Origin of the sequence: Salipiger marinus, assembly GCF_900100085.1 — a bacterium.
In the GTDB taxonomy this organism is placed as follows: Bacteria; Pseudomonadota; Alphaproteobacteria; order Rhodobacterales; family Rhodobacteraceae; genus Salipiger; species Salipiger marinus.
In genome coordinates this window covers 1-17986 of record NZ_FNEJ01000041.1, presented here as the reverse complement: position 1 = coordinate 17986, position 17986 = coordinate 1, and the positions used below count along the sequence as shown (strand labels likewise).

The window sequence follows — 17986 nt, the reverse complement described above, 5'->3', positions numbered from 1 at the left end:
CTGGAGGGCGTCCGGCACGGCCCCGCTCTGGTTCAGGGTTTCCATGATGTCCTCCCACAGCCCTGCCAGTGTCCAGCGCCGGAACTGCCGGTAGACGCTGGACCATTTACCGAACTCTTCGGGAAGATCGCGCCACGGCGCTCCCGTGCGGGCGATCCAGAAAATCCCATCAAGAACAAGGCGGTGATTGGTCGGTTTGCGCCCGTTAGGCGCACGGACTGCCAGAATGAACCGTTCAAAGAACGCCCATTCTTCGTCCGACATAAGATTTCGTGCCAAGCTGGTCTCCATCGTAGACACCAGCTTGAATCATGCCTGTAGCACGATGTGAATCCCTTTTGTCAACACGGCCTAGGGAGATCGCGCGCCGGTCATTTTTGGTCGCTCCCTCACCCCAAGCTCCATATATTAAATCGAAGTTTGCAGGGTGATCTTCAATCGATTTACCAACGGTCCAATGAACGAAGTAACTTGCGACGGTGCCTCCACCTTCTTCACGAACATAGCCCCAAACAGTTCGAGTTTGATTGCCACAGCAGTCACAAACACCGCCACTTTCTTCTGTTGGTTCGACTTCAAACATGATCTCAGCCTTCTTGTCATTCATATGAACTGAACAGAATTCAGACGATTGGTCTAGCATTGGCAACGGCCGCTTTGTCCGCTTAGCGGACATTCGAGGCTGCTCTTTGAGTTTGTCTGGTCACTTGCGCCAATTCGCGCCCAAAGCGACTAAAGACCATCCCCGCACCCAGACATGCAAAGGGGCGGCCGGGTGGGCCGCCCCTTCGGTCTGTGGCGGAGTGGTCAGACCAGACCTTCGGCCTGCACCCAGTCCCAGCCGCGGTCGAGGGCGCGGCCGAGGCGGGCGAGGATCTTGTCGATGTCCTCGGAGGTCACGATCAGCGGCGGGCAGAGCGCCACGGTCTCGTAGACGTTGCGGCAGATCAGCCCCTCTTCGGCGGCGAATTTCGCCACCTGCGCCGACACCTTGCCTGCGGGGGTAAAGCTGGTGCGGGTGGCGCGGTCCTTGGCCAGTTCCAGCCCGGCGATGAGGCCGACGCCGCGCACTTCGCCCACCAGCGGGTGATCGGCGAATTTGCGCAGGCCTTCCTGAAACTGCGGGGCAAGCCGGGCGGCATTGCCCATCAGATCCTTTTCCTCGATGATCTTGAGGTTTTCGAGCCCCACGGCGCAGGCGACGGGATGGCCCGAGCCGGTGAAGCCATGGCCGAAGGTGCCAAGCTTGGCGGTGTGATCGGCGATGGCGTTATAGACCTTGTCGTTCACGAGGATCGCCGCCAGCGGCATGTAGGACGAGGTAAGCTGTTTCGAGGTCACCATGATGTCCGGCGTGAAGCCGTATTTCTGGCAGCCGAAGGGCGTGCCAAGACGGCCAAAGCCGTTGATGACCTCGTCCGAGACCAGCAGGATGTCGTATTTTTCGCAAAGCGCGGTGATGCCGGCCCAGTAGCCTTCGGGCGGGGTCATCACGCCGCCCGCGCCCATCACCGGCTCGCCGATGAAGGCCGCGATGGTTTCGGGGCCTTCTTCAAGGATCACGTCCTCGGCTTCTTTCAGCAGGCGCGCGGTGAACTCGGCCTCGGTTTCGCCGTCATGGGCCCATTTCCAGTGATGCGGGCAGGTCAGGTGACGCACCGGGATGGCGGGCAGGTCGAAATCGGTATGGTTGGCGGGCAGCCCGGTCAGCGAGCCCGAGGCGATGGTGATGCCGTGATAGCCCTTGGTCCGGGCGAGGAATTTCTTCTTCTCGGGCCGACCCAGCGCGTTGTTCAGGAACCACACCATCTTGACCACGGTGTCGTTCGCCTCGGATCCCGAATTGGTGAAGAACACGCGGTTCAGGCCCTCGGGCGACATCTCCACCAGCTTTTCCGCCAGACGGATCGACGGCTCATGCGCCTTGTGGGCGAAGCTGTGGTAATAGGGCAGGGCCATCATCTGCTTGGTGGCGGCATCGACGAGGCGCTGTTCGGAAAAGCCCACGGCCACGGACCAGAGCCCGGCCAGACCTTCGATATATTCCTTGCCCTCGGAATCGTAGACATGCACGCCGTCGCCGCGGGTGATGATCATCGGTCCCTGGCTCTCATGCGCGCGCATGTTGGTGTAGGGATGCATGCTGTGGGCGATGTCCGAGGCATGCAGCGAGTTGGGAATCTTGTTCATCACGTCACTCCGAATGGGTTGGCCGCGGGATCACGCCGCGCCTGTGTCCTTGCCGAGAAAGCCCCCGAGAAAGGAGGCCAGCGAGGTGGAAAGGTCCGGCGACAGATAGCCGCCCTCCTGCACGATCACGGTGGGATACCCCGCCGCGGCGATCCGGCGCCCCGCTTCGGCAAAACCATCGAAGGAGACCTTCATGCCGTCAAGGGGGTCGTTTTCATGGGCGTCGAGCCCGAGGCTGAGCACAAGCGCCCCCGGAGCATAGTCGGAGATGCGTTCCAGCGCCCTGTCGAGCGCCTGAAGCCAGCCCGCATCGCGGGTGCTGCGCGGCAGCGGCAGGTTCAGATTGTATCCCGTCCCGGCACCTGTGCCCGTTTCATGGGCATAGCCGGTGAAGAACGGGTAATAGTCATGGGTTTCCGCATGCATGGACACGGTCAGCACGTCGGCGCGGTCATAGAAGATGTCCTGCGTGCCGTTGCCGTGATGCACGTCGATGTCCAGAATGGCGATGCGGTCGTGATGCTGGCGCAGTTCGGCGGCGGCGATGGCCGAGACATTGAGCAGGCAGTGCCCGCCCGCCGCGTCGGCGGTGGTGTGATGGCCCGGTGGACGGCAGAGCGCATAGGCGGCGGGTGCGCCCTCCGCCACGGCGCGGGCGGCGGCGACGGCACAGTCGGCGGCGCGGCGGGTGGCGGTCCAGCTTTCGGGGCCGATGGGGGCCGATGTGTCGGACATGTGCCAGCCCGCGCGCGCGGTCACCGCCTCGGGATAGCTGGCATAGGGGACGCGCGGAAAGGCGTTCGGCACCACTTCGGGCCCGGCATTGGGCAGCTTCTGCCACGCCTGCCAGCCGGTTTCCAGAAAGTCGAGAAAGCGGGCGGTGTGCACGGCTTCAAGCGCGGCACGCGGCGCCTCGGGCGGGGTTTCGGTGGTCAGGCCCAGACGGCCCAGCCCCTCCTGCAGCAGCGTGGCGCGTTCAGCCCGTTCGGCATTGGTCACGACGCGGCCATGGGTCAGGCGGAACTGCGGGTCATGCGCGCGGGTTTCGGGCGCGTAGAAGCATCGCATAGGGGAAAGACCTCCGGCAAGAAATGTCCCAAAGGCATAGCCCGCCCGTGGGGCCTTGTCGACCTTGGGCGGTCTGCCGCCACAGCTGAGGGCGCAGGGACACAGTCCGGCGCCGCATCTGCGGGCACCCTTTCCTTGACTTGGACCGGGCCCTAGATAGGCGGCATGAACCATGCTGTTCCCAGCTCCCTTGCCGCGCCGTCAGAGGCCGCAAGCCCGCAGGCGATGCCCGCCCCCGCCTTCACGGCGGAGGAGGTCGCGCGCCTGATCGCCTGTCCGTCCTGCGACGCGCTGCACGAGGAGCAGGTTCTGAACAATGGCGAGGTGGCGCGCTGCGTCCGCTGTCATGGCCTGCTGGAGGCACCGCGCCGTTCGGCCATGACGCGGATCATCATGCTGGCGCTGGCGGCGCTGATCCTGATGGTGGCGGCGATCTTCTTTCCGTTTCTGGAGCTGAGTGCGGCGGGGCTGATGCAGCGCAGCTCGCTGCTGGATACGGTGCTGGCCTTTTCCAGCGGCATGACCGCGCCGCTGACGCTGGCCATGGCGGCGCTGATCGTGGTGCTGCCGGTGCTGCGTTTCGTGCTGCTGGTCTATGTGCTGGGCCCCATGGCCATCGGCTGGGCGCCCGCGCGCTATGCCCGCCCGGCTTTCCGCGTGGCCGAGGCGCTGCGGCCATGGGCCATGGCCGAGGTGTTCATCGTCGGCGTGGCGGTGGCGCTGGTCAAGGTGGCGGGGCTTGCGCATCTGTCGATCGGGCCCGCGTTCTGGGCCTTTGTGGCGCTGGTGCTGGTGACCGTCCTCAAGGACAATTTCATGTGCAGGGTGAGTGTATGGAAAACGCTGGAAGCGCGCCGCCGGTCCTGACGGCGCGCCGCGCCGGGGTTCTGGGCTGCGCGCAATGCGGCAAGGTGCATCTGCCCGGACCGGAGCGCTGCGCGCGCTGCGGATCGGTGCTGGAAAGCCGGGACCATACCTCGCTGCAGCGGGTCTGGGGCTGGATGTTCGCGGGGCTCGTCGTCTATGTGCCCGCCAATGTCTATCCGATGCTGCGCACCTCGATGCTGGGCAAGACCACCGACAGCACCATTCTGGGCGGCGTGGTGGATCTGATCCATCACGGCAGCATCGGCATCGCGATCATCGTCTTTGTCGCCTCCATCGTCATTCCCGTCGCGAAATTCATCGCCATCGCCTATCTGGCGCTCAGCGTCACGCATCGCGTGCGTCTGTCGCCCGGCAAACGCCAGCATCTTTATGAAGTGGTGGAATTTATCGGCCGCTGGTCGATGATCGACGTGTTTGTCGTGGCGATCCTGTCATCTCTGGTGCGGCTGGATTTTGCCGCCACCATCAATCCCGGCATCGCGGCGGTCAGCTTCGCCCTGTCGGTGGCCTTTACCATGCTGTCGGCCCTGAGCTTTGACTCGCGGCTGATCTGGGACGCGAGTGAGGAAGAAGACGCATGACTGATCCAAGACCGGCCACGCCGGAGGTAAGCGGCCCGCGCCGGTCGATCTGGCGCAACCTGTCGCTGGTCTGGCTGGTGCCGCTGGCCGCGCTGCTGGTGACGCTGGGCATCGCCTGGCAGACCTGGGCCGAGCGTGGCACCCGGATCGAGATCACCTTTGAAAATGCCGCAGGCGTCACCCCCGAGGAAACCACCATCCGGTTCCGGGACGTGATCGTCGGCATGGTCGAGGACGTGACCTTTGCCGAGGATCTGGCCACGGTGGTGATCGGGGCGCGGGTGGATGCCAATGTGGCGGAATCCCTGCCCGAGAATGCGCAGTTCTGGGTCGTGCGCCCCGAAGTGTCGACCTCCGGCATCACCGGCCTGTCGACCGTGCTGTCCGGCGTCTATATCGAGGCGGCGTTCCGCCCCGAACAGGGCGGCAGCGCGCAGAATTTCCGCGGGCTGGACGAAACCCCGCTGGTGCGGCCCGGCATGGACGGCACCCGCATCACCATCCGCGCCGACGAGGGCACGCAGTTCAGCGCCGGGGCGCCGATCTTCCTGCAGGGCATCGAGGTGGGGCAGATCGAAACGCCGCGCCTGCTGGAGCGGGGCAATGGCGTGATCGTCGACGCCTTCATTCAGGCGCCCTATGACCGGCGCATCACCACCGCCACGCGGTTCTGGAACATCTCCGGGTTCTCGGTCAATTTTGGCCCCGGCGGGTTGGATCTGTCGGTCAACTCCATCGCCTCGCTGATCCGGGGCGGGCTTGCCTTCGACACGGTGGTGTCGGGCGGCCAGCCGGTGCAGCAGGGCTATGCCTTTGATCTTTACGAGAACGAAGAAGCCGCCCGCGACAGCCTGTTTTCGGAAACCATCGCCAATGCGGTGGAGCTGACCACCGAATTCGACGAAAGCGTGCGCGGGCTGGAGGTGGGATCCTCCGTCACCTTTCAGGGCCTGCGCGTGGGCCGCGTGACCGATCTGGGCGCCTTCATCGAAGACACCGCCGACGGGCAGGAGGTGCGGCTGCGCGCCACCCTGTCCATCGATCCCCGCGCGCTGGGGCTTGACGAGGAATCGCCGCAGGCCGACACCATCGCCTTCCTCTCCGAAGCGGTGCAGGATGGCCTGCGCGCACGGCTTGCGGCGCAGAGCCTCTTCAACCAGTCGCTGGTGGTGGAACTGGTGGAAATCCCCGATGCCGAACCCGCAACCTTCGGCATCTTCGCGCAGGACGCGCCGCTGCTGCCCTCGGTGCCGTCGGATCTGCCCGACGTGACCGCCACCGCCGAAGGGCTGTTCCAGCGCATCAACGACCTGCCGGTCGAGGAACTGCTGGATCAGGCCATCGACACCCTTGCGGCGGTCGAAAACCTTGCCGACAGCGACGGGCTGCGCACCGCGCCCGATGCGCTGGTGGGGCTGGTCAATGACGCGCGCGGCCTGATCGGCGGCGAGGCGGCGCAGGCCCTGCCAGAAGAGCTGCGCGCCACCGTTGCCGAACTGCGCGGCGTGGTCGAAGACCTGCGCGCCGCCGATGCGGTGGGCCAGCTGGTCGCGGCGCTGGAGGCGGCAGAGGAAGCCGCCGATGACGTGGCGGGGGTGACCACCGAATTCGAGGGCGTGACCGAAGGCGTGCCCGCCCTGATCGAAGAACTGCGCGCGCTGACCCAGAAGGCCAACACGCTGGATCTCGAAGGCTTCGTGGCCTCGGCAGGCAGCTTCCTTGACGGCGCCAACCGTCTGGTCGACCAGCCCAGCACCCGGGCGCTGCCCGCCGATGTCTCTGCCCTGCTGGACGAGGCGCGGCAGGCGCTGGAGGAGCTGCGCGCAGGCGGCGTGGTGGAAAATGCCAATGCCACGCTGGCCTCGGCCCGCGATGCCGCTGCCGCGGTCGAAGAGGCGGCGGTGACCCTGCCGCAGCTGTCGGCCCGGATCGAACAGCTGCTCGGGGAAACCGAAACGGTCATCACCGGCTACAGCGCCAATTCCAGCTTCAACCGGGAAACCGTGGCCGCCCTGCGCGAGGTGCGCAGCGCCGCCGAGGCGCTGACCCGCCTTGCCCGCCAGATCGAACGCAACCCCAACTCGCTTCTGTTCGGACGCTGAGAGGAGACCCCCATGTTCCCCAAGACCCTGACCTTCATGGTGCCGCTGCTGCTGGCTGCGGCCTGCGCCAGCCCCGAACAGCGCTTCCGCATCGAGCCCGCGCCGGTGGAGCAGACCCGCCGCATCGCGGTCGGCACGCTGGAGGTGCGCGACGTGTCGCTGCCGACCTATGCCGAGGCTTCGGAAATCCTCATCGAAGGCGCCGATGGCGCGCTGACCCCCGCCGAAAACGCGCTCTGGGCCGATGATCCGCGCCGCGCCGTGTCGCTGGCGCTGGCCGACCGGCTGGGCCGGATCACCGGGGCCACCGTCGCCTCCGAACCATGGCCGCTGGAAGAACCCGCACAGGCGGCGGTGCATGTGCGCGTGTCGGAAATGGTGGCGCGCGCGAACGGCACCTTCGAACTGGGCGGGCAATATGCGCTCTCCTCCTTCGACCGGGTGATCCGCGAACGGGTGCAGCGCTTCGCGATCACGGTGCCGCTGCGCGCGGCCTCCCCCGCAGGCATCGCGGCGGCCACCGGCACCGCCGTCTCGCAGCTTGCCGACACGATCGCTGCGGATCTCGCGCGCTAGGGCAGGGGGCACAGCCGCCGCGACCCGGGGCCCTCCGGCCCGCGGCAGGCTTCTTCTGACCGCAAATATCCCGGGGGAGTCCCCCGCAGGGGGACGGGGGCAGCGCCCCCGGCTCCCCCTCCTCCCGATGCCACGTGCGGGCAGGGGCCGCGCAGCCCCCGCTTTCCGCTTGGGGCCGATGCGCCCCTCACCCTGCCGTTGCACTTGGCCGCCGCTTGGGCTTTATGTCCCGCCATGGTCTTCTCTCTCCCGCCGCCGCGCCTGATCGCCACCACCGCAGCCCTGCTGGCTGCGGGCGGGGTCGGCGGCTGGCTCGCGCAGCTGGCGCATCTGCCGATGCCCTACATGCTGGGCAGCCTCTTCACCTCCGGGCTGGCGGTGCTGCTGTTCCAGAACTCGGCGCTGGCGGGCTATGCCTATCCGCTGCGGTTCCGCACCTTCTTCATCGGGCTGATCGGGGTGATGATCGGCACGCAGGTCACGCCCGAGATTCTGGCGCTGGCGCCCGATCTGCCGCTGACCTTGGGCGCGCTGGTGGGCTTCGTGCTGCTGGCCCATGCGGGCAATTTCCTGATCTTCCGCCATCTCGGCGGCTATGGCCGCGCCACCGCCTTTTACGCGGGCACGCCCGGCGGGCTGATGGAAAGCCTCGTGCTGGGGGAAAAGGCCGGGGCCGACCTGCGCCTGCTGACCGCGCAGCAGTTCCTGCGCATCATCCTCGTCATCACCTTCCTGCCCGCCGCGCTGTCGCTCTGGGTCGGGCATCCGGTGGGCAGCGCCGCCGGGCCTTCGGTCATCGACACAGCGCCCGTGCCGCTTGCGGCGCTCTGGCCGATCGCGGCGGTGGCGGTGGCAGGGCTGGTCATCGCCCATTACATCCGCCTGCCTGCCGGACAGATCACCGGCCCGCTGCTGCTGTCGGCGGGGCTGACGCTGGGCGGCGGGGTGGATCTGCATCTGCCCTACTGGCTGATCGCCACGGCGCAGGTGGTGGTGGGCGCCTCGCTGGGCATCCGCTTCAACGGCATGACCCCGGCGATGCTGCGCCGCTCGCTGGCGCTCAGCGCCGTCTCGGTGCTGTTCATGCTGGCGCTTGGCGGCGCCTTCGCGCTGGGGCTCACCGCGCTGACCGGCATCCCCTTCCTGCATCTGATGATCGCCTATGCCCCCGGCGGCGTCACCGAAATGTCGATCATCGCGCTCAGCCTCGCCGCCAATCCGGCGCTGGTCAGCCTGCACCATGTGGTGCGCATCCTGCTGACCGTGGGCTTCATGGTGCTGGCCGAACGGCGCCTGCCGCTGGCCGAGGAACCGGCGGAGTAACTCAGCCCTGCTCCTCGGCGCGCGCGGCCAGATCCAGCCACTCCTCTTCCGCCGCCGCCAGCTTCTGCTGGCGCTCAGTCAGGGCCTCGGTGGCCTTGCGGAACTTCACCGGCTCGCGGGTGAAAAGCTGCGGATCGGACATCAGCTCTTCAAGCTTGCCGATCTCGGCGCCCAGCCGGTCGATCAGCCGGGGCAGCTCCTCCAGCCGGTGCTTGTCCTTGAAGCTCAGCCCCTTGGCGGCGGCTTTCGGCTTGGCCGCCGGGGCAGAGCCCCGCGCCTGCCGCGATCCGGACTTGCCCTTGGGCGCGTCCTCCTCCGCCATGCCCTCGGCCTTCTGGGCCTGATAGTCGCTCCAGCCCCCGGCATAGACCACGGCGCGGCCCTCGCCCTCCATGGCCACGGTGGTGGAGGCGACGCGGTCCAGAAAATCCCGGTCGTGGCTGATCAGCAGCACGGTGCCGTCATACTCGCCCAGCAGATCCTGCAGCAGATCCAGCGTTTCCACATCCAGATCGTTGGTCGGTTCGTCCAGGACCAGCAGGTTGCTTTCCCGCGCCATGATCCGCGCCAGCAGCAGCCGCGCCTTCTCGCCCCCCGACAGCGCCTTGACCGGAGCCCGCGCCTGCCGCTCGTCGAACAGGAATTCCTTCAGATAGCCCACCACATGCTTGGGCACGCCGCGCACCAGCACCTGATCGGCCTTGCCCGACACCCGCATGTCCGGATCCCCGGTCAGGCTTTCCCACAGCGTCGTCTCGGGGTCGAGCTTGGCGCGGGTCTGGTCGAAAAGGGCAGGGACCAGATTGGTGCCCAGCCGGACATGGCCCGCATCGGGGGCCTCCTCGCCCATCAGTATGCGGATCAGCGTGGTCTTGCCCACGCCGTTCGGCCCGACAAAGGCGATGCGGTCGCCGCGCATCACCGTCAGCGAAAAGTCGGTGACGATGGGCTTCTCGCCAAAGACCTTGGTCAGCCCTGTGGCCTCGATCACCTTCTTGCCCGAAGACGGCCCCGCCGCCAGATCCATCGCCGCCACGCCCTGACGGCGGATCTGGCCCGCGCGTTCGGCGCGCAGATCCTTCAGCGCGCGCAGACGTCCCTGATTGCGGGTGCGCCGGGCCGAAATCCCTTCCACGGCCCAGCGGGCCTCGGCCTTGATCTTGCGGTCAAGCTTGTGACGCGCGTCATCTTCGTCGGCCCAGAGCTTGTCGCGCCACGCCTCGAACCCGGCAAAGCCCTCTTCCTGCCGCCGCACCGCGCCCCGGTCGATCCACAGCGTGGCCCGCGTCAGCACCTCCAGAAAGCGCCGGTCATGCGAGATCAGCACAAAGGCCTTGCGGGTGCTGCGCAGCTCCTGCTCCAGCCAGCCGATGGCGGTGATGTCAAGATGGTTGGTGGGCTCGTCCAGCAGCAGCACGTCCGGATCCTGCGCCATGAGCCGGGCCAGCGCCGCGCGCCGCCGTTCCCCGCCCGAGGCGGTGGCCACGGGCCGGTCGGGGTCAAAGCCCAGTCCTTCGCCCGCGCGCTCCACCAGATACATCTCCGCGGGGCCAAGCCCGGCTGCGGCGAACTCGCCCAGCGTCTCGAAGCCCGCAAGATCGGGATCCTGCTCCATATAGCCCACGCTGATCCCCGGCGGCACGACGCGGCTGCCGGTATCGGCCTCCACAAGGCCTGCCATGACCTTCATGAGCGTGGATTTGCCCGACCCGTTGCGCCCGACCAGCGCCACACGGTCGCCGGGCTGGACGTTGAGGGAAAGGCCTGAAAAGACCGGCTCGCCCCCGAAGGTCAGCGAGATGTCGGAAAGCTGAAGAAGCGGTGCCTGTGCCATGGCCCTGCGCTAGGGCCGCGCCGCGAAAAGGTCAAGCCTCTGCAGGCAGCCCCCGCGCCTGCGCTTCCAGCGGCCCCAAATATCTCGGGGGAGTCCGCCTGTGGCGGACGGGGGCAGAGCCCCCATCTTCCTTTCTGTCCGCCCGTGGCGGACGGGAAGCAGAGTCCCCTTCTTCCCGCCCCCTCAGTTCTGGTCGGCCAGAATCCGGCCATGGCGGCGGGTTTCCTCCAGCACCTGTCCGAAGGTGGTGATGCCGCGCGCCTCCAGCATGGGCAGCATGCGCACCAGCACTTCCGCCGTGGCGCGGGCATCGCCAAGGGCGGTGTGGCGCAGCGCGGGCGGGAGAGTGACCCCCAGCCGGTCGCAGAGCGCGTCGAGCGTATGCGGCTGGCCCGCGCCGAACAGCACCGCCGACAGCAGCACTGTGTCGAGGATCGGATTGTCCCAGACCACCCCCATGCGCGCCTGATGGCGGCGCAGGAAGGCCATGTCGAAGGGCGCATTATGGGCGACGATGACCGCGCCCCGGGCAAAGCCGTGAAACCGGCGCCCGGCCTCGGCGATGTCGGGCCTGCCGCGCACCATGGCATCGGTGACGCGGTGCACGCGGGTTGCGGCGGGCGGAATGGGCATCCCCGGATCGACCAGCAGATCCAGCACCTCGCCGGGGACGATGCGGCCATTGACCACGCGCACGGCGGCGATCTGCACCACCTCGTCCTTGTGGGGCAGAAGCCCGGTGGTTTCGGTGTCAAAGACCACATGCACCAGCCGCGACAGCGGGGTGTCCTCCAGCGCGGCGGGGGCGGGGGCGGTCAGCAGGTCGAAATCATAGACCAAGGGGCGTTCGGCTTCGGGCGCGATCTGCGCCTCTGCCCCGTCGACGGTCAAGAGGTAGCCGCCGCCATCCAGAGGCCGCATCCGCGCGGCATAGCTCTGCCGTCCGTCGACCGAGGCCAGCACCAGCGCCACCTCGCGCCCGCTGCGATGCATGCGGCGGACCGCCTGCGCCACCGCTTCGGGGTCAAAATAATCCGACAGCGGCGCGTTGAGCCGGGGCACATGGATCTGCGCCAGCACCTCGGCGGCCTGCCCGTCATACAGCACGATCTGCCCGCCGGGGCCGACCATCATCATGGCCACCGGAATCTCGGTCAGCAGCGCGGTCAGCCGCGCCGTTTCGGCGGCGAGCCGTTCGGTTTCCACAGCGACCCGCTGCGCCGTGGCAAGGGTGCTGGCGCCAAGCTGCGCGCTGACCGCCTCGGCGGCGGGGGCAAGATCGCCCAGATAGCGCGCGGCATGGGTGTCCACCCGGCGGTCGACCCCGGCATGGGCGCGGGCGCGCATTTCCGCCGCGATCCGTTCGATGGGGCGGGCGACGTTTTCGTCGAAAAGCAGCCAGATCCCGGCACAGAGCGCCAGCAGCCCCAGCACCGCCACGATGCCCGCAAAGGCAAAGCCGTTTTCCGGCGTGCTTGCCTGCGCCCGCGCCAGCCCCAGCCACAGCGCGGCCCCGATCAGCGCGCTGCCGCCAAGGGCGAGGGCCGCGAAGAACAGGAACACCCGCAGGCGCAGCGACAGCCGGGTCATGCGCCAGCCTCCTCGCAGACCGTCCGCAGGACCGGATCCTGCGCCCCCACCTCGCGCCAGACCGGCGCGCCGCCATCGCCGCCCATGGGATCGGCGCGGCGCCCGCCGGGGCAGTCCACCATCATCTGCACCACGCGCACCGGCTGCCAGCGCGCGAAGAAGTAAAGATCGGCCAGATACAGCCCCTCGGTCTGCTCGTTGGCGCGCAGGTTGCCGCCATCCACCGCGATGAACCGGTCCACCATGGGCACCACATGCGTCCATGGTCGCCAGAGCGCGCGGGACTGGTGCACCTCGGCCACGGCGAAGCGGTCCGGCAGCGTGTCGCGGCTGCGCGGAAACCACGAATATTCCGCAGAGACCGAGGTGGCGATCATCGCGGCCCCGGCGCCCACCGGGATCAGCCAGCGCGGCAGCCGACCCCCGCTCAGCCTGCTGACCAGCAAAAGCAGCCCCGCGCCGCCCGCGCCCGCCACCAGCACCGCGATCAGTTCAAAAAACATGCCATCCCCCCTTTGGTCCTTCCTTGGCCGGGCCGGTCAGCCCAGCATGCCGCGTCCGTGCCCCAGCGCCGATTGCAGCGACTTTATGACCACGAAAGCGTCGCGCAGATGACTGCGTTCAAAATCCGACAGGTCGGCGGGTGCAAGGTAATTGTCGGGTTTCGCCCCCTGCCGGACCCGCCCTGCCTGATGATCGAGCCGCGTTTCCGCAATCAGGTCATAGGCATCCAGCAGATCCTGCCCGCCGCTGACCGACAGCACGCCTGCTGCGCGCGCCGCTTCCAGCCGGGCGCGGGTGTTGACCTCGGGCAATTGCGCCTGCAGCGCATAGACCCGGGCCAGATCCACCACCGGCACCACGCCGTTATGTTTCAGATCGACGGTGTTCTTGTGTTCGCCCGACCGGATCGTGGCAAGCCCGCGCAGCAGCCCCAAGGGCGGCGTGTGCTTCAGCGAATTGGCGATCATATGCGCCACGAAGATCGAGTTTTTCGAGGCCGCCGCCAGCGTTTCCTGCTGCAGGGTCTCAAACAGCGCGGTGGTGCCGCCGATGGGCCGCAGGTCGAACATGACCGAGGCAAGCATCTGCGCCTCGGGCGAGGGCCGGGTGATCCAGCCGCTGAAATACTGCCGCCAGACCGCGGCGCGCTGCCGCCAGCGCGGGTTGGTGGCCATCATCTCGCCGGGGCAGTAGACATAGCCCGCCTGATCCAGCCCGGCGCAGACGAAGGTCGCCAGCGCCTCGAAATAGCGCAGGTCGTCGTCGGTGGCGCGGTCGTCGAGGATCAGGCAGTTGTCCTGATCGGAAATGCCGGTCTGTTCCTGCCGCCCCTGACTGCCGCAGGCGAGCCACAGATAGGGCACGGGGGCAGGGCCCAGCTGCTCCTCGGCCAGTGCCAGCAGGCGGCGGGTGGCGGTGTCGGCCAGATCGGTGATCTGCCGCGTCACCACCTCGTGCCGGGTGCCGCTGCCCACCATCTGCGCCAGAAGCTGCGGGATGCGCGCGGTGATCTCGGCCATGCGGGCGGGCGTCTTGGCGCGGGCAAGGGCCGAGACCAGTTCGGCCGAACTGATCGCCTGAAATCGGGTCAGGTCGGTCTGGCTGACGATGCCCACCAGCCTGCCGCCCTCGGTCACCGGCACATGGCTGATGCGGCGTTCCAGCATCATGTGCAGCACATCCGCCCCGATGGCCGAGGGTGGCAGCGTCACCGGATCGGGGGTCATGATGCGCGACACCGGCGTGGTATAGGGCTGCGCTGCCGCCACCACCTTGCCCGAGATGTCGCGGATGGTCAGGATCCCCACCAGACGGTCCTGATCGGTCACGCAGAGCGAGGAGATGCGCGCGGCCCGCATCCGCGCCGCCGCCTCCTGCGCGGTGGTGTCGGGGGGCACGGTCAGGGGCGCGCGCGCCATCAGGTCCTCGACCCTCGTCGCGGCGAGATCGGGCCTGCGCGCCCGCGCCGCGCGCGAGCGGTCAAAGAAACGCCGCGCTGCGGCATGGTCGCGGATCAGGTCGCGGAAGGCATAGGCGGGCAGCAGCAGCAGGCTGCTGGCTTCGGTGGCGCGCGCCGAGGTGGCGGCGATGCCGTCGCGCAAGAGCCCGCGTTCGCCAAAGGAATTGCGCGGGCCAAGGATCGACACCGCCACGCCGTTTTCATCGCGGATTTCCACGGTGCCGCTCTGGATCAGATAAAGCCCTTCCAGCGGGGTGCCATGGGCATAAATCTCTGATCCGGCGGCGACATGCTGGGTCAGGATCTGCGGCACCAGCACGTCCAGCGCGTCGCTGTCCAGCGTGTCATAGGGGTGAACCGAGCCGAGGAAGCGGCGAAGCTCGTCGGGGGATTGCGGCATGAGACGCTCCGGTGTTGGGCCCTTGAACAAAAAGCCCGCCCCGGCATAGCGCGGGGCGGGGCAGAAGCCTAGGGGGATGTGGGCACGGGATGTGCCCGCATCCGGGGTCAGTGATCCTGAGCCGCACCCGCGCCGCGCGGGACGCGCACGCTTTCCACCAGTTCCGCGATCTCCGCCGGGATCGGACGGGTCATGGAGGAGACGAGGAAGGCCACGCCAAAGTTCACCAGCGCGCCCACGGCCCCGAAGGAGGTGGACTTGATGCCGATGAACAGCGGATCGGCGTCGGTGAAGCTGTTGGTGTCAGGAATGAACATCCAGCCCTTGTGCAGGAAGATGTAGACCAGCGTCACGACGAAGCCCGACAGCATGCCCGCCACGGCGCCCTTGCTGTTCACCTTGGTGAAGATGCCCATCATCAGCGCCGGGAAGATCGAGGCAGCGGCAAGCCCGAAGGCGAGTGCCACGGTCTGCGCGGCAAAGCCCGGAGGGTTGAGCCCCAGCCATGTCGCCACCACGATGGACACCGCCATGGCGATCCGGGCCCAGAGCAGTTCGCCCTTTTCCGAGATCTGCGGTGCCAGCTGGCCCTTGATCAGGTCATGGCTGACCGCCGAGGAGATGGCGAGCAGCAGGCCTGCCGCGGTGGACAGCGCCGCCGCGAGACCGCCCGCCGCCACCAGACCGATGACCCAGCCCGGCAGGTTGGCGATTTCGGGGTTGGCGAGCACGAGGATGTCGTTGTTGAAGTTGGTCAGTTCGTTGCCCGACCAGCCTTCGGCGGTGGCCCGCTCCTGCATGGCCGCGCTCTTGTCGTTGTAATACTGGATGCGGCCGTCGCCGTTCTTGTCTTCCCAGCCCAGAAGGCCGGTCTGCTGCCACGTCGCCATCCAGTCATAGGCCGGATCGCTTTCGATCTGCTCCAGCGTCACCGCCTGACCGGCGGCCCCTTCGGGCCAGAACTGCTGCGTGATGTTGAGCCGGGCCATGGCGCCCACGGCGGGGGCGGTCAGGTACAGCAGCGCGATGAAGACCAGCGCCCAGCCTGCCGACCAGCGTGCGTCCGACACCTTGGGCACGGTGAAGAAGCGCATGATGACATGCGGCAGACCGGCGGTGCCGATCATCAGCGACAGGGTGAACAGCACCATGTTCAGCGTGTCGCCGTTATGGGCGGTGTATTCGCTGAAGCCCAGATCGCGCACGATCTGGTCGAGCTTGGCCAGCAGCGGCTCGCCCGAGGCGGTATCGGTGCCGAAAAGACCAAGCGGCGGCAGCGGGTTGCCGGTCAGCTGCAGCGAGATGAAGATCGCCGGGATGGTATAGGCGAAGATCAGCACGATATACTGCGCCACCTGCGTATAGGTCACGCCCTTCATGCCGCCGAACACCGCATAGGCGAACACGATCACCGCGCCGATCAGCAGGCCGGTGGTGCTGTCCACCTCGAGGAAGCGGCCAAAGGCCACGCCCACGCCGGTCATCTGCCCGATCACATAGGTGATGGAGGCGATGATCAGGCACAGCACCGCCACCATGCGCGCGGTGGGGCTGTAGAAGCGGTCGCCGATGAATTCCGACACGGTGAACTTGCCGAACTTGCGCAGATAGGGCGCCAGCAGCAGCGCCAGCAGCACGTAGCCGCCGGTCCAGCCCATCAGATAGGCCGAATTGTCATAACCCACGAAGGCGATGAGGCCCGCCATGGACAGGAACGAGGCCGCCGACATCCAGTCCGCCGCGGTGGCCATGCCGTTGGTGACGGGGTGCACGCCGCGCCCGGCGGCGTAGAATTCGCTGGTGGTGCCCGCCCGGGCCCAGATCGCGATGCCGATATAGATGGCAAAGCTGGTGCCCACGAAGAGCAGGTTGATGGTAAACTGATCCATGGCGCTTTACTCCTCGTCCACGCCGTATTCTTTATCCAGCTTGTTCATCTTCCACGCGTAGAAGAAGATCAGCGCCAGAAAGACCAGGATGCTGCCCTGCTGGGCGAACCAGAAGCCCAGATCGGTGCCGCCCACCGCGATGCCCGACAGGGCCGGGCGCAGTATGATCCCGAAGCCGAAAGAGCATAGCGCCCAGATCACCAGACTGATCAGAATGATCCGGATATTGGCCTTCCAGTAGGCCTCTCCCGATTTATCCGCGGCCTGCGCGGATGGTGTCGTGTAACCCGCCATGGCGGTCCCTCCTCTCCTGTTAATTCTCTCCTCCCGACCCGGGACGGGTCAGGCGACGGCCCGGGCGACGATGGCGCCCAGCCCGGCCGCGATGTCCTCGATGGCGCCCATGGCATCGACCCGGCTCAGCGTGCCTTTCCGGTCGTAATAGCCGATCAGGGGCGCCGTCTGGGCGTGATAGGCCGCAAGGCGGCTGGCCACGGTTTCGGCGGTGTCATCGGCGCGCCGCTTCATTTCGGTGCCGCCGCAGATGTCGCAGAGGCCGGGCTGCTTCGGCTGCTTGAACTGGTCATGCCAGCCCTCGCCGCAGGTCGCGCAGGTGTAGCGGCCGGAAATGCGCGCAACCATGGCGGCATCATCCACCTCAAGGCTGATGGCCGCGTCGATCTGCTGGCCGCTTTCGGCCAGAAGCGCGTCCAGCGCTTCGGCCTGCACGGTGGTGCGCGGGAAGCCGTCAAGGATGACCCCCTGCGCGCAGTCCGGCTCGGTCATGCGGTCGCGCAGGATGGCGATGACGATGTCGTCCGAGACGAGCCCGCCCGCCTCCATCACCGCGCGGGCCTGCTGTCCGGCAGGGGTGCCCCGGGCCACGGCAGCGCGCAGCAGATCGCCGGTCGACAGCTGCACAAGCCCGAAGCTCTGCTCCAGAATCCGCGCCTGCGTGCCCTTGCCAGCCCCGGGGGGGCCGAGCAGGATCAGCACCGGTGCCTTGGTGAGGGTCTGTCCATCCATGCGGTCAGCCCTTGTTCTGGCGGTTTTCGATGAGGTCATCGACGACGGCGGGATCGGCGAGGGTGGAGATGTCGCCGAGCGCGCCGAAGTCGTTTTCGGCGATCTTGCGCAGGATGCGGCGCATGATCTTGCCGGAGCGGGTCTTGGGCAGGCCGGGCGCCCACTGGATCAGGTCCGGGGAGGCGATGGGGCCGATTTCGGTCCGGACCCAGGCGCGCAGCTCCTTCTTCAGATCCTCCGAAGGTGTTTCGCCGTTCATCAGCGTGACATAGCAGTAGATGCCCTGTCCCTTGACCGGGTGCGGATAGCCCACCACCGCCGCCTCGGCGACCTTGGCATGGGCGACCAGCGCCGATTCGACCTCTGCCGTGCCCATGCGGTGGCCCGACACGTTCAGCACGTCATCGACGCGCCCGGTGATCCAGTAATCGCCGTCAGCATCGGCGCGGCAGCCATCCCCGGTGAAATAGGTGCCCTTGTATTGCTGGAAATAGGTCGCCTCGAACCGCTCGTGATCGCCCCAGACCGTGCGCATCTGCCCGGGCCAGCTGTCCTT

17 protein-coding genes are annotated in these 17986 nt (G+C 67.4%); 5 read left to right on the top strand and 12 right to left on the bottom strand.

Annotated elements, in window-relative coordinates:
• From BLR51_RS25565 to BLR51_RS25555, 4 genes are all read right to left on the bottom strand, one after another.
• The coding region (locus BLR51_RS25565; protein ID WP_131821891.1) for a transposase at positions 1–291 on the bottom strand (291 nt) is incomplete at its 3' end.
• The gene (locus BLR51_RS27535; RefSeq protein ID WP_131821890.1) at positions 236–583 is read right to left on the bottom strand and encodes a hypothetical protein; all 348 of its coding nucleotides are present in this window, start codon (positions 581–583) and stop codon (positions 236–238) included. The genes BLR51_RS25565 and BLR51_RS27535, both read right to left, overlap by 56 nt.
• A 224-nt stretch (positions 584–807) precedes the next feature.
• Complete coding sequence (locus BLR51_RS25560; RefSeq protein WP_089852274.1) at positions 808–2190, bottom strand: aspartate aminotransferase family protein; 1383 nt, start codon at positions 2188–2190, stop codon at positions 808–810.
• A gap of 30 nt (positions 2191–2220) precedes the next feature.
• Positions 2221–3258 (bottom strand): histone deacetylase family protein, encoded by a 1038-nt coding sequence (locus tag BLR51_RS25555; protein ID WP_089852273.1) that lies wholly within the window; start codon positions 3256–3258, stop codon positions 2221–2223.
• Positions 3259–3483: 225 nt separating this feature from the next.
• Here BLR51_RS25555 and BLR51_RS25550 point away from each other — a divergent pair, with 225 nt between their 5' ends.
• The 5 genes from BLR51_RS25550 (at position 3484) to BLR51_RS25530 (ending at position 8728) form a co-directional block, all read left to right on the top strand.
• Complete coding sequence (locus BLR51_RS25550) at positions 3484–4125, top strand: paraquat-inducible protein A (protein ID WP_089852271.1); 642 nt, start codon at positions 3484–3486, stop codon at positions 4123–4125.
• Positions 4092–4727 carry a paraquat-inducible protein A gene (locus BLR51_RS25545; protein WP_089852269.1) on the top strand — a complete coding sequence of 212 codons (636 nt, stop codon included), beginning with the start codon at positions 4092–4094 and terminating at the stop codon, positions 4725–4727. Before BLR51_RS25550 ends, BLR51_RS25545 begins: the two co-directional genes overlap by 34 nt.
• Positions 4724–6829 carry an MlaD family protein gene (locus BLR51_RS25540; protein ID WP_089852267.1) on the top strand — a complete coding sequence of 702 codons (2106 nt, stop codon included), beginning with the start codon at positions 4724–4726 and terminating at the stop codon, positions 6827–6829. The genes BLR51_RS25545 and BLR51_RS25540 overlap by 4 nt, the downstream gene beginning before the upstream one ends.
• A gap of 12 nt (positions 6830–6841) precedes the next feature.
• Complete coding sequence (locus tag BLR51_RS25535) at positions 6842–7405, top strand: PqiC family protein (RefSeq protein ID WP_230797925.1); 564 nt, start codon at positions 6842–6844, stop codon at positions 7403–7405.
• 234 nt (positions 7406–7639) lie between these two features.
• Complete coding sequence (locus tag BLR51_RS25530; RefSeq protein ID WP_089852265.1) at positions 7640–8728, top strand: AbrB family protein; 1089 nt, start codon at positions 7640–7642, stop codon at positions 8726–8728.
• Between the two features lies 1 nt (position 8729).
• Here BLR51_RS25530 and BLR51_RS25525 read toward each other — a convergent pair whose 3' ends face one another.
• The 8 genes from BLR51_RS25525 to BLR51_RS25490 form a co-directional block, all read right to left on the bottom strand.
• Positions 8730–10562, bottom strand: a complete 1833-nt coding sequence (locus BLR51_RS25525) for an ABC-F family ATP-binding cassette domain-containing protein (protein ID WP_089852263.1) — start codon at positions 10560–10562, stop codon at positions 8730–8732.
• Positions 10563–10745: 183 nt separating this feature from the next.
• The gene (locus tag BLR51_RS25520; protein ID WP_089852261.1) at positions 10746–12152 is read right to left on the bottom strand and encodes a 3'-5' exonuclease; all 1407 of its coding nucleotides are present in this window, start codon (positions 12150–12152) and stop codon (positions 10746–10748) included.
• A complete protein-coding gene (locus tag BLR51_RS25515) occupies positions 12149–12655 on the bottom strand; it encodes a hypothetical protein (RefSeq protein ID WP_089852259.1) in 507 nt (168 codons plus the stop codon). The genes BLR51_RS25520 and BLR51_RS25515 overlap by 4 nt, the downstream gene beginning before the upstream one ends.
• Positions 12656–12691: 36 nt before the next feature.
• The gene (locus tag BLR51_RS25510) at positions 12692–14515 is read right to left on the bottom strand and encodes a DUF294 nucleotidyltransferase-like domain-containing protein (RefSeq protein WP_089852257.1); all 1824 of its coding nucleotides are present in this window, start codon (positions 14513–14515) and stop codon (positions 12692–12694) included.
• 107 nt (positions 14516–14622) lie between these two features.
• The gene (locus tag BLR51_RS25505) at positions 14623–16404 is read right to left on the bottom strand and encodes a sodium:solute symporter family protein (RefSeq protein ID WP_089852255.1); all 1782 of its coding nucleotides are present in this window, start codon (positions 16402–16404) and stop codon (positions 14623–14625) included.
• 6 nt (positions 16405–16410) lie between these two features.
• Entirely contained in the window at positions 16411–16698 is a 288-nt protein-coding gene (locus BLR51_RS25500) for a DUF4212 domain-containing protein (RefSeq protein WP_089852253.1), read from the bottom strand.
• Between the two features lie 48 nt (positions 16699–16746).
• Positions 16747–17430 (bottom strand): adenylate kinase, encoded by a 684-nt coding sequence (locus BLR51_RS25495; RefSeq protein WP_089852250.1) that lies wholly within the window; start codon positions 17428–17430, stop codon positions 16747–16749.
• 4 nt (positions 17431–17434) lie between these two features.
• The coding region (locus BLR51_RS25490) for an AMP-binding enzyme (protein ID WP_165616941.1) at positions 17435–17986 on the bottom strand (552 nt) is incomplete at its 5' end.

What these genes read in the sequence shown, in the direction of transcription:
- BLR51_RS25545 (WP_089852269.1), top strand. Translation starts at nt 4,092, where the DNA reads ATGGAAAACGCTGGAAGCGCGCCGCCGGTCCTGACGGCGCGCCGCGCC.
- BLR51_RS25550 (WP_089852271.1), top strand. Translation starts at nt 3,484, where the DNA reads ATGCCCGCCCCCGCCTTCACGGCGGAGGAGGTCGCGCGCCTGATCGCC.
- BLR51_RS25495 (WP_089852250.1), bottom strand. Translation starts at nt 17,430, where the DNA reads ATGGATGGACAGACCCTCACCAAGGCACCGGTGCTGATCCTGCTCGGC.
- BLR51_RS25510 (WP_089852257.1), bottom strand. Translation starts at nt 14,515, where the DNA reads ATGCCGCAATCCCCCGACGAGCTTCGCCGCTTCCTCGGCTCGGTTCAC.
- BLR51_RS25505 (WP_089852255.1), bottom strand. Translation starts at nt 16,404, where the DNA reads ATGGATCAGTTTACCATCAACCTGCTCTTCGTGGGCACCAGCTTTGCC.
- BLR51_RS25560 (WP_089852274.1), bottom strand. Translation starts at nt 2,190, where the DNA reads ATGAACAAGATTCCCAACTCGCTGCATGCCTCGGACATCGCCCACAGC.
- BLR51_RS25530 (WP_089852265.1), top strand. Translation starts at nt 7,640, where the DNA reads ATGGTCTTCTCTCTCCCGCCGCCGCGCCTGATCGCCACCACCGCAGCC.
- BLR51_RS25555 (WP_089852273.1), bottom strand. Translation starts at nt 3,258, where the DNA reads ATGCGATGCTTCTACGCGCCCGAAACCCGCGCGCATGACCCGCAGTTC.
- BLR51_RS25525 (WP_089852263.1), bottom strand. Translation starts at nt 10,562, where the DNA reads ATGGCACAGGCACCGCTTCTTCAGCTTTCCGACATCTCGCTGACCTTC.
- BLR51_RS25500 (WP_089852253.1), bottom strand. Translation starts at nt 16,698, where the DNA reads ATGGCGGGTTACACGACACCATCCGCGCAGGCCGCGGATAAATCGGGA.
- BLR51_RS25540 (WP_089852267.1), top strand. Translation starts at nt 4,724, where the DNA reads ATGACTGATCCAAGACCGGCCACGCCGGAGGTAAGCGGCCCGCGCCGG.
- BLR51_RS25515 (WP_089852259.1), bottom strand. Translation starts at nt 12,655, where the DNA reads ATGTTTTTTGAACTGATCGCGGTGCTGGTGGCGGGCGCGGGCGGCGCG.
- BLR51_RS27535 (WP_131821890.1), bottom strand. Translation starts at nt 583, where the DNA reads ATGTTTGAAGTCGAACCAACAGAAGAAAGTGGCGGTGTTTGTGACTGC.
- BLR51_RS25535 (WP_230797925.1), top strand. Translation starts at nt 6,842, where the DNA reads ATGTTCCCCAAGACCCTGACCTTCATGGTGCCGCTGCTGCTGGCTGCG.
- BLR51_RS25520 (WP_089852261.1), bottom strand. Translation starts at nt 12,152, where the DNA reads ATGACCCGGCTGTCGCTGCGCCTGCGGGTGTTCCTGTTCTTCGCGGCC.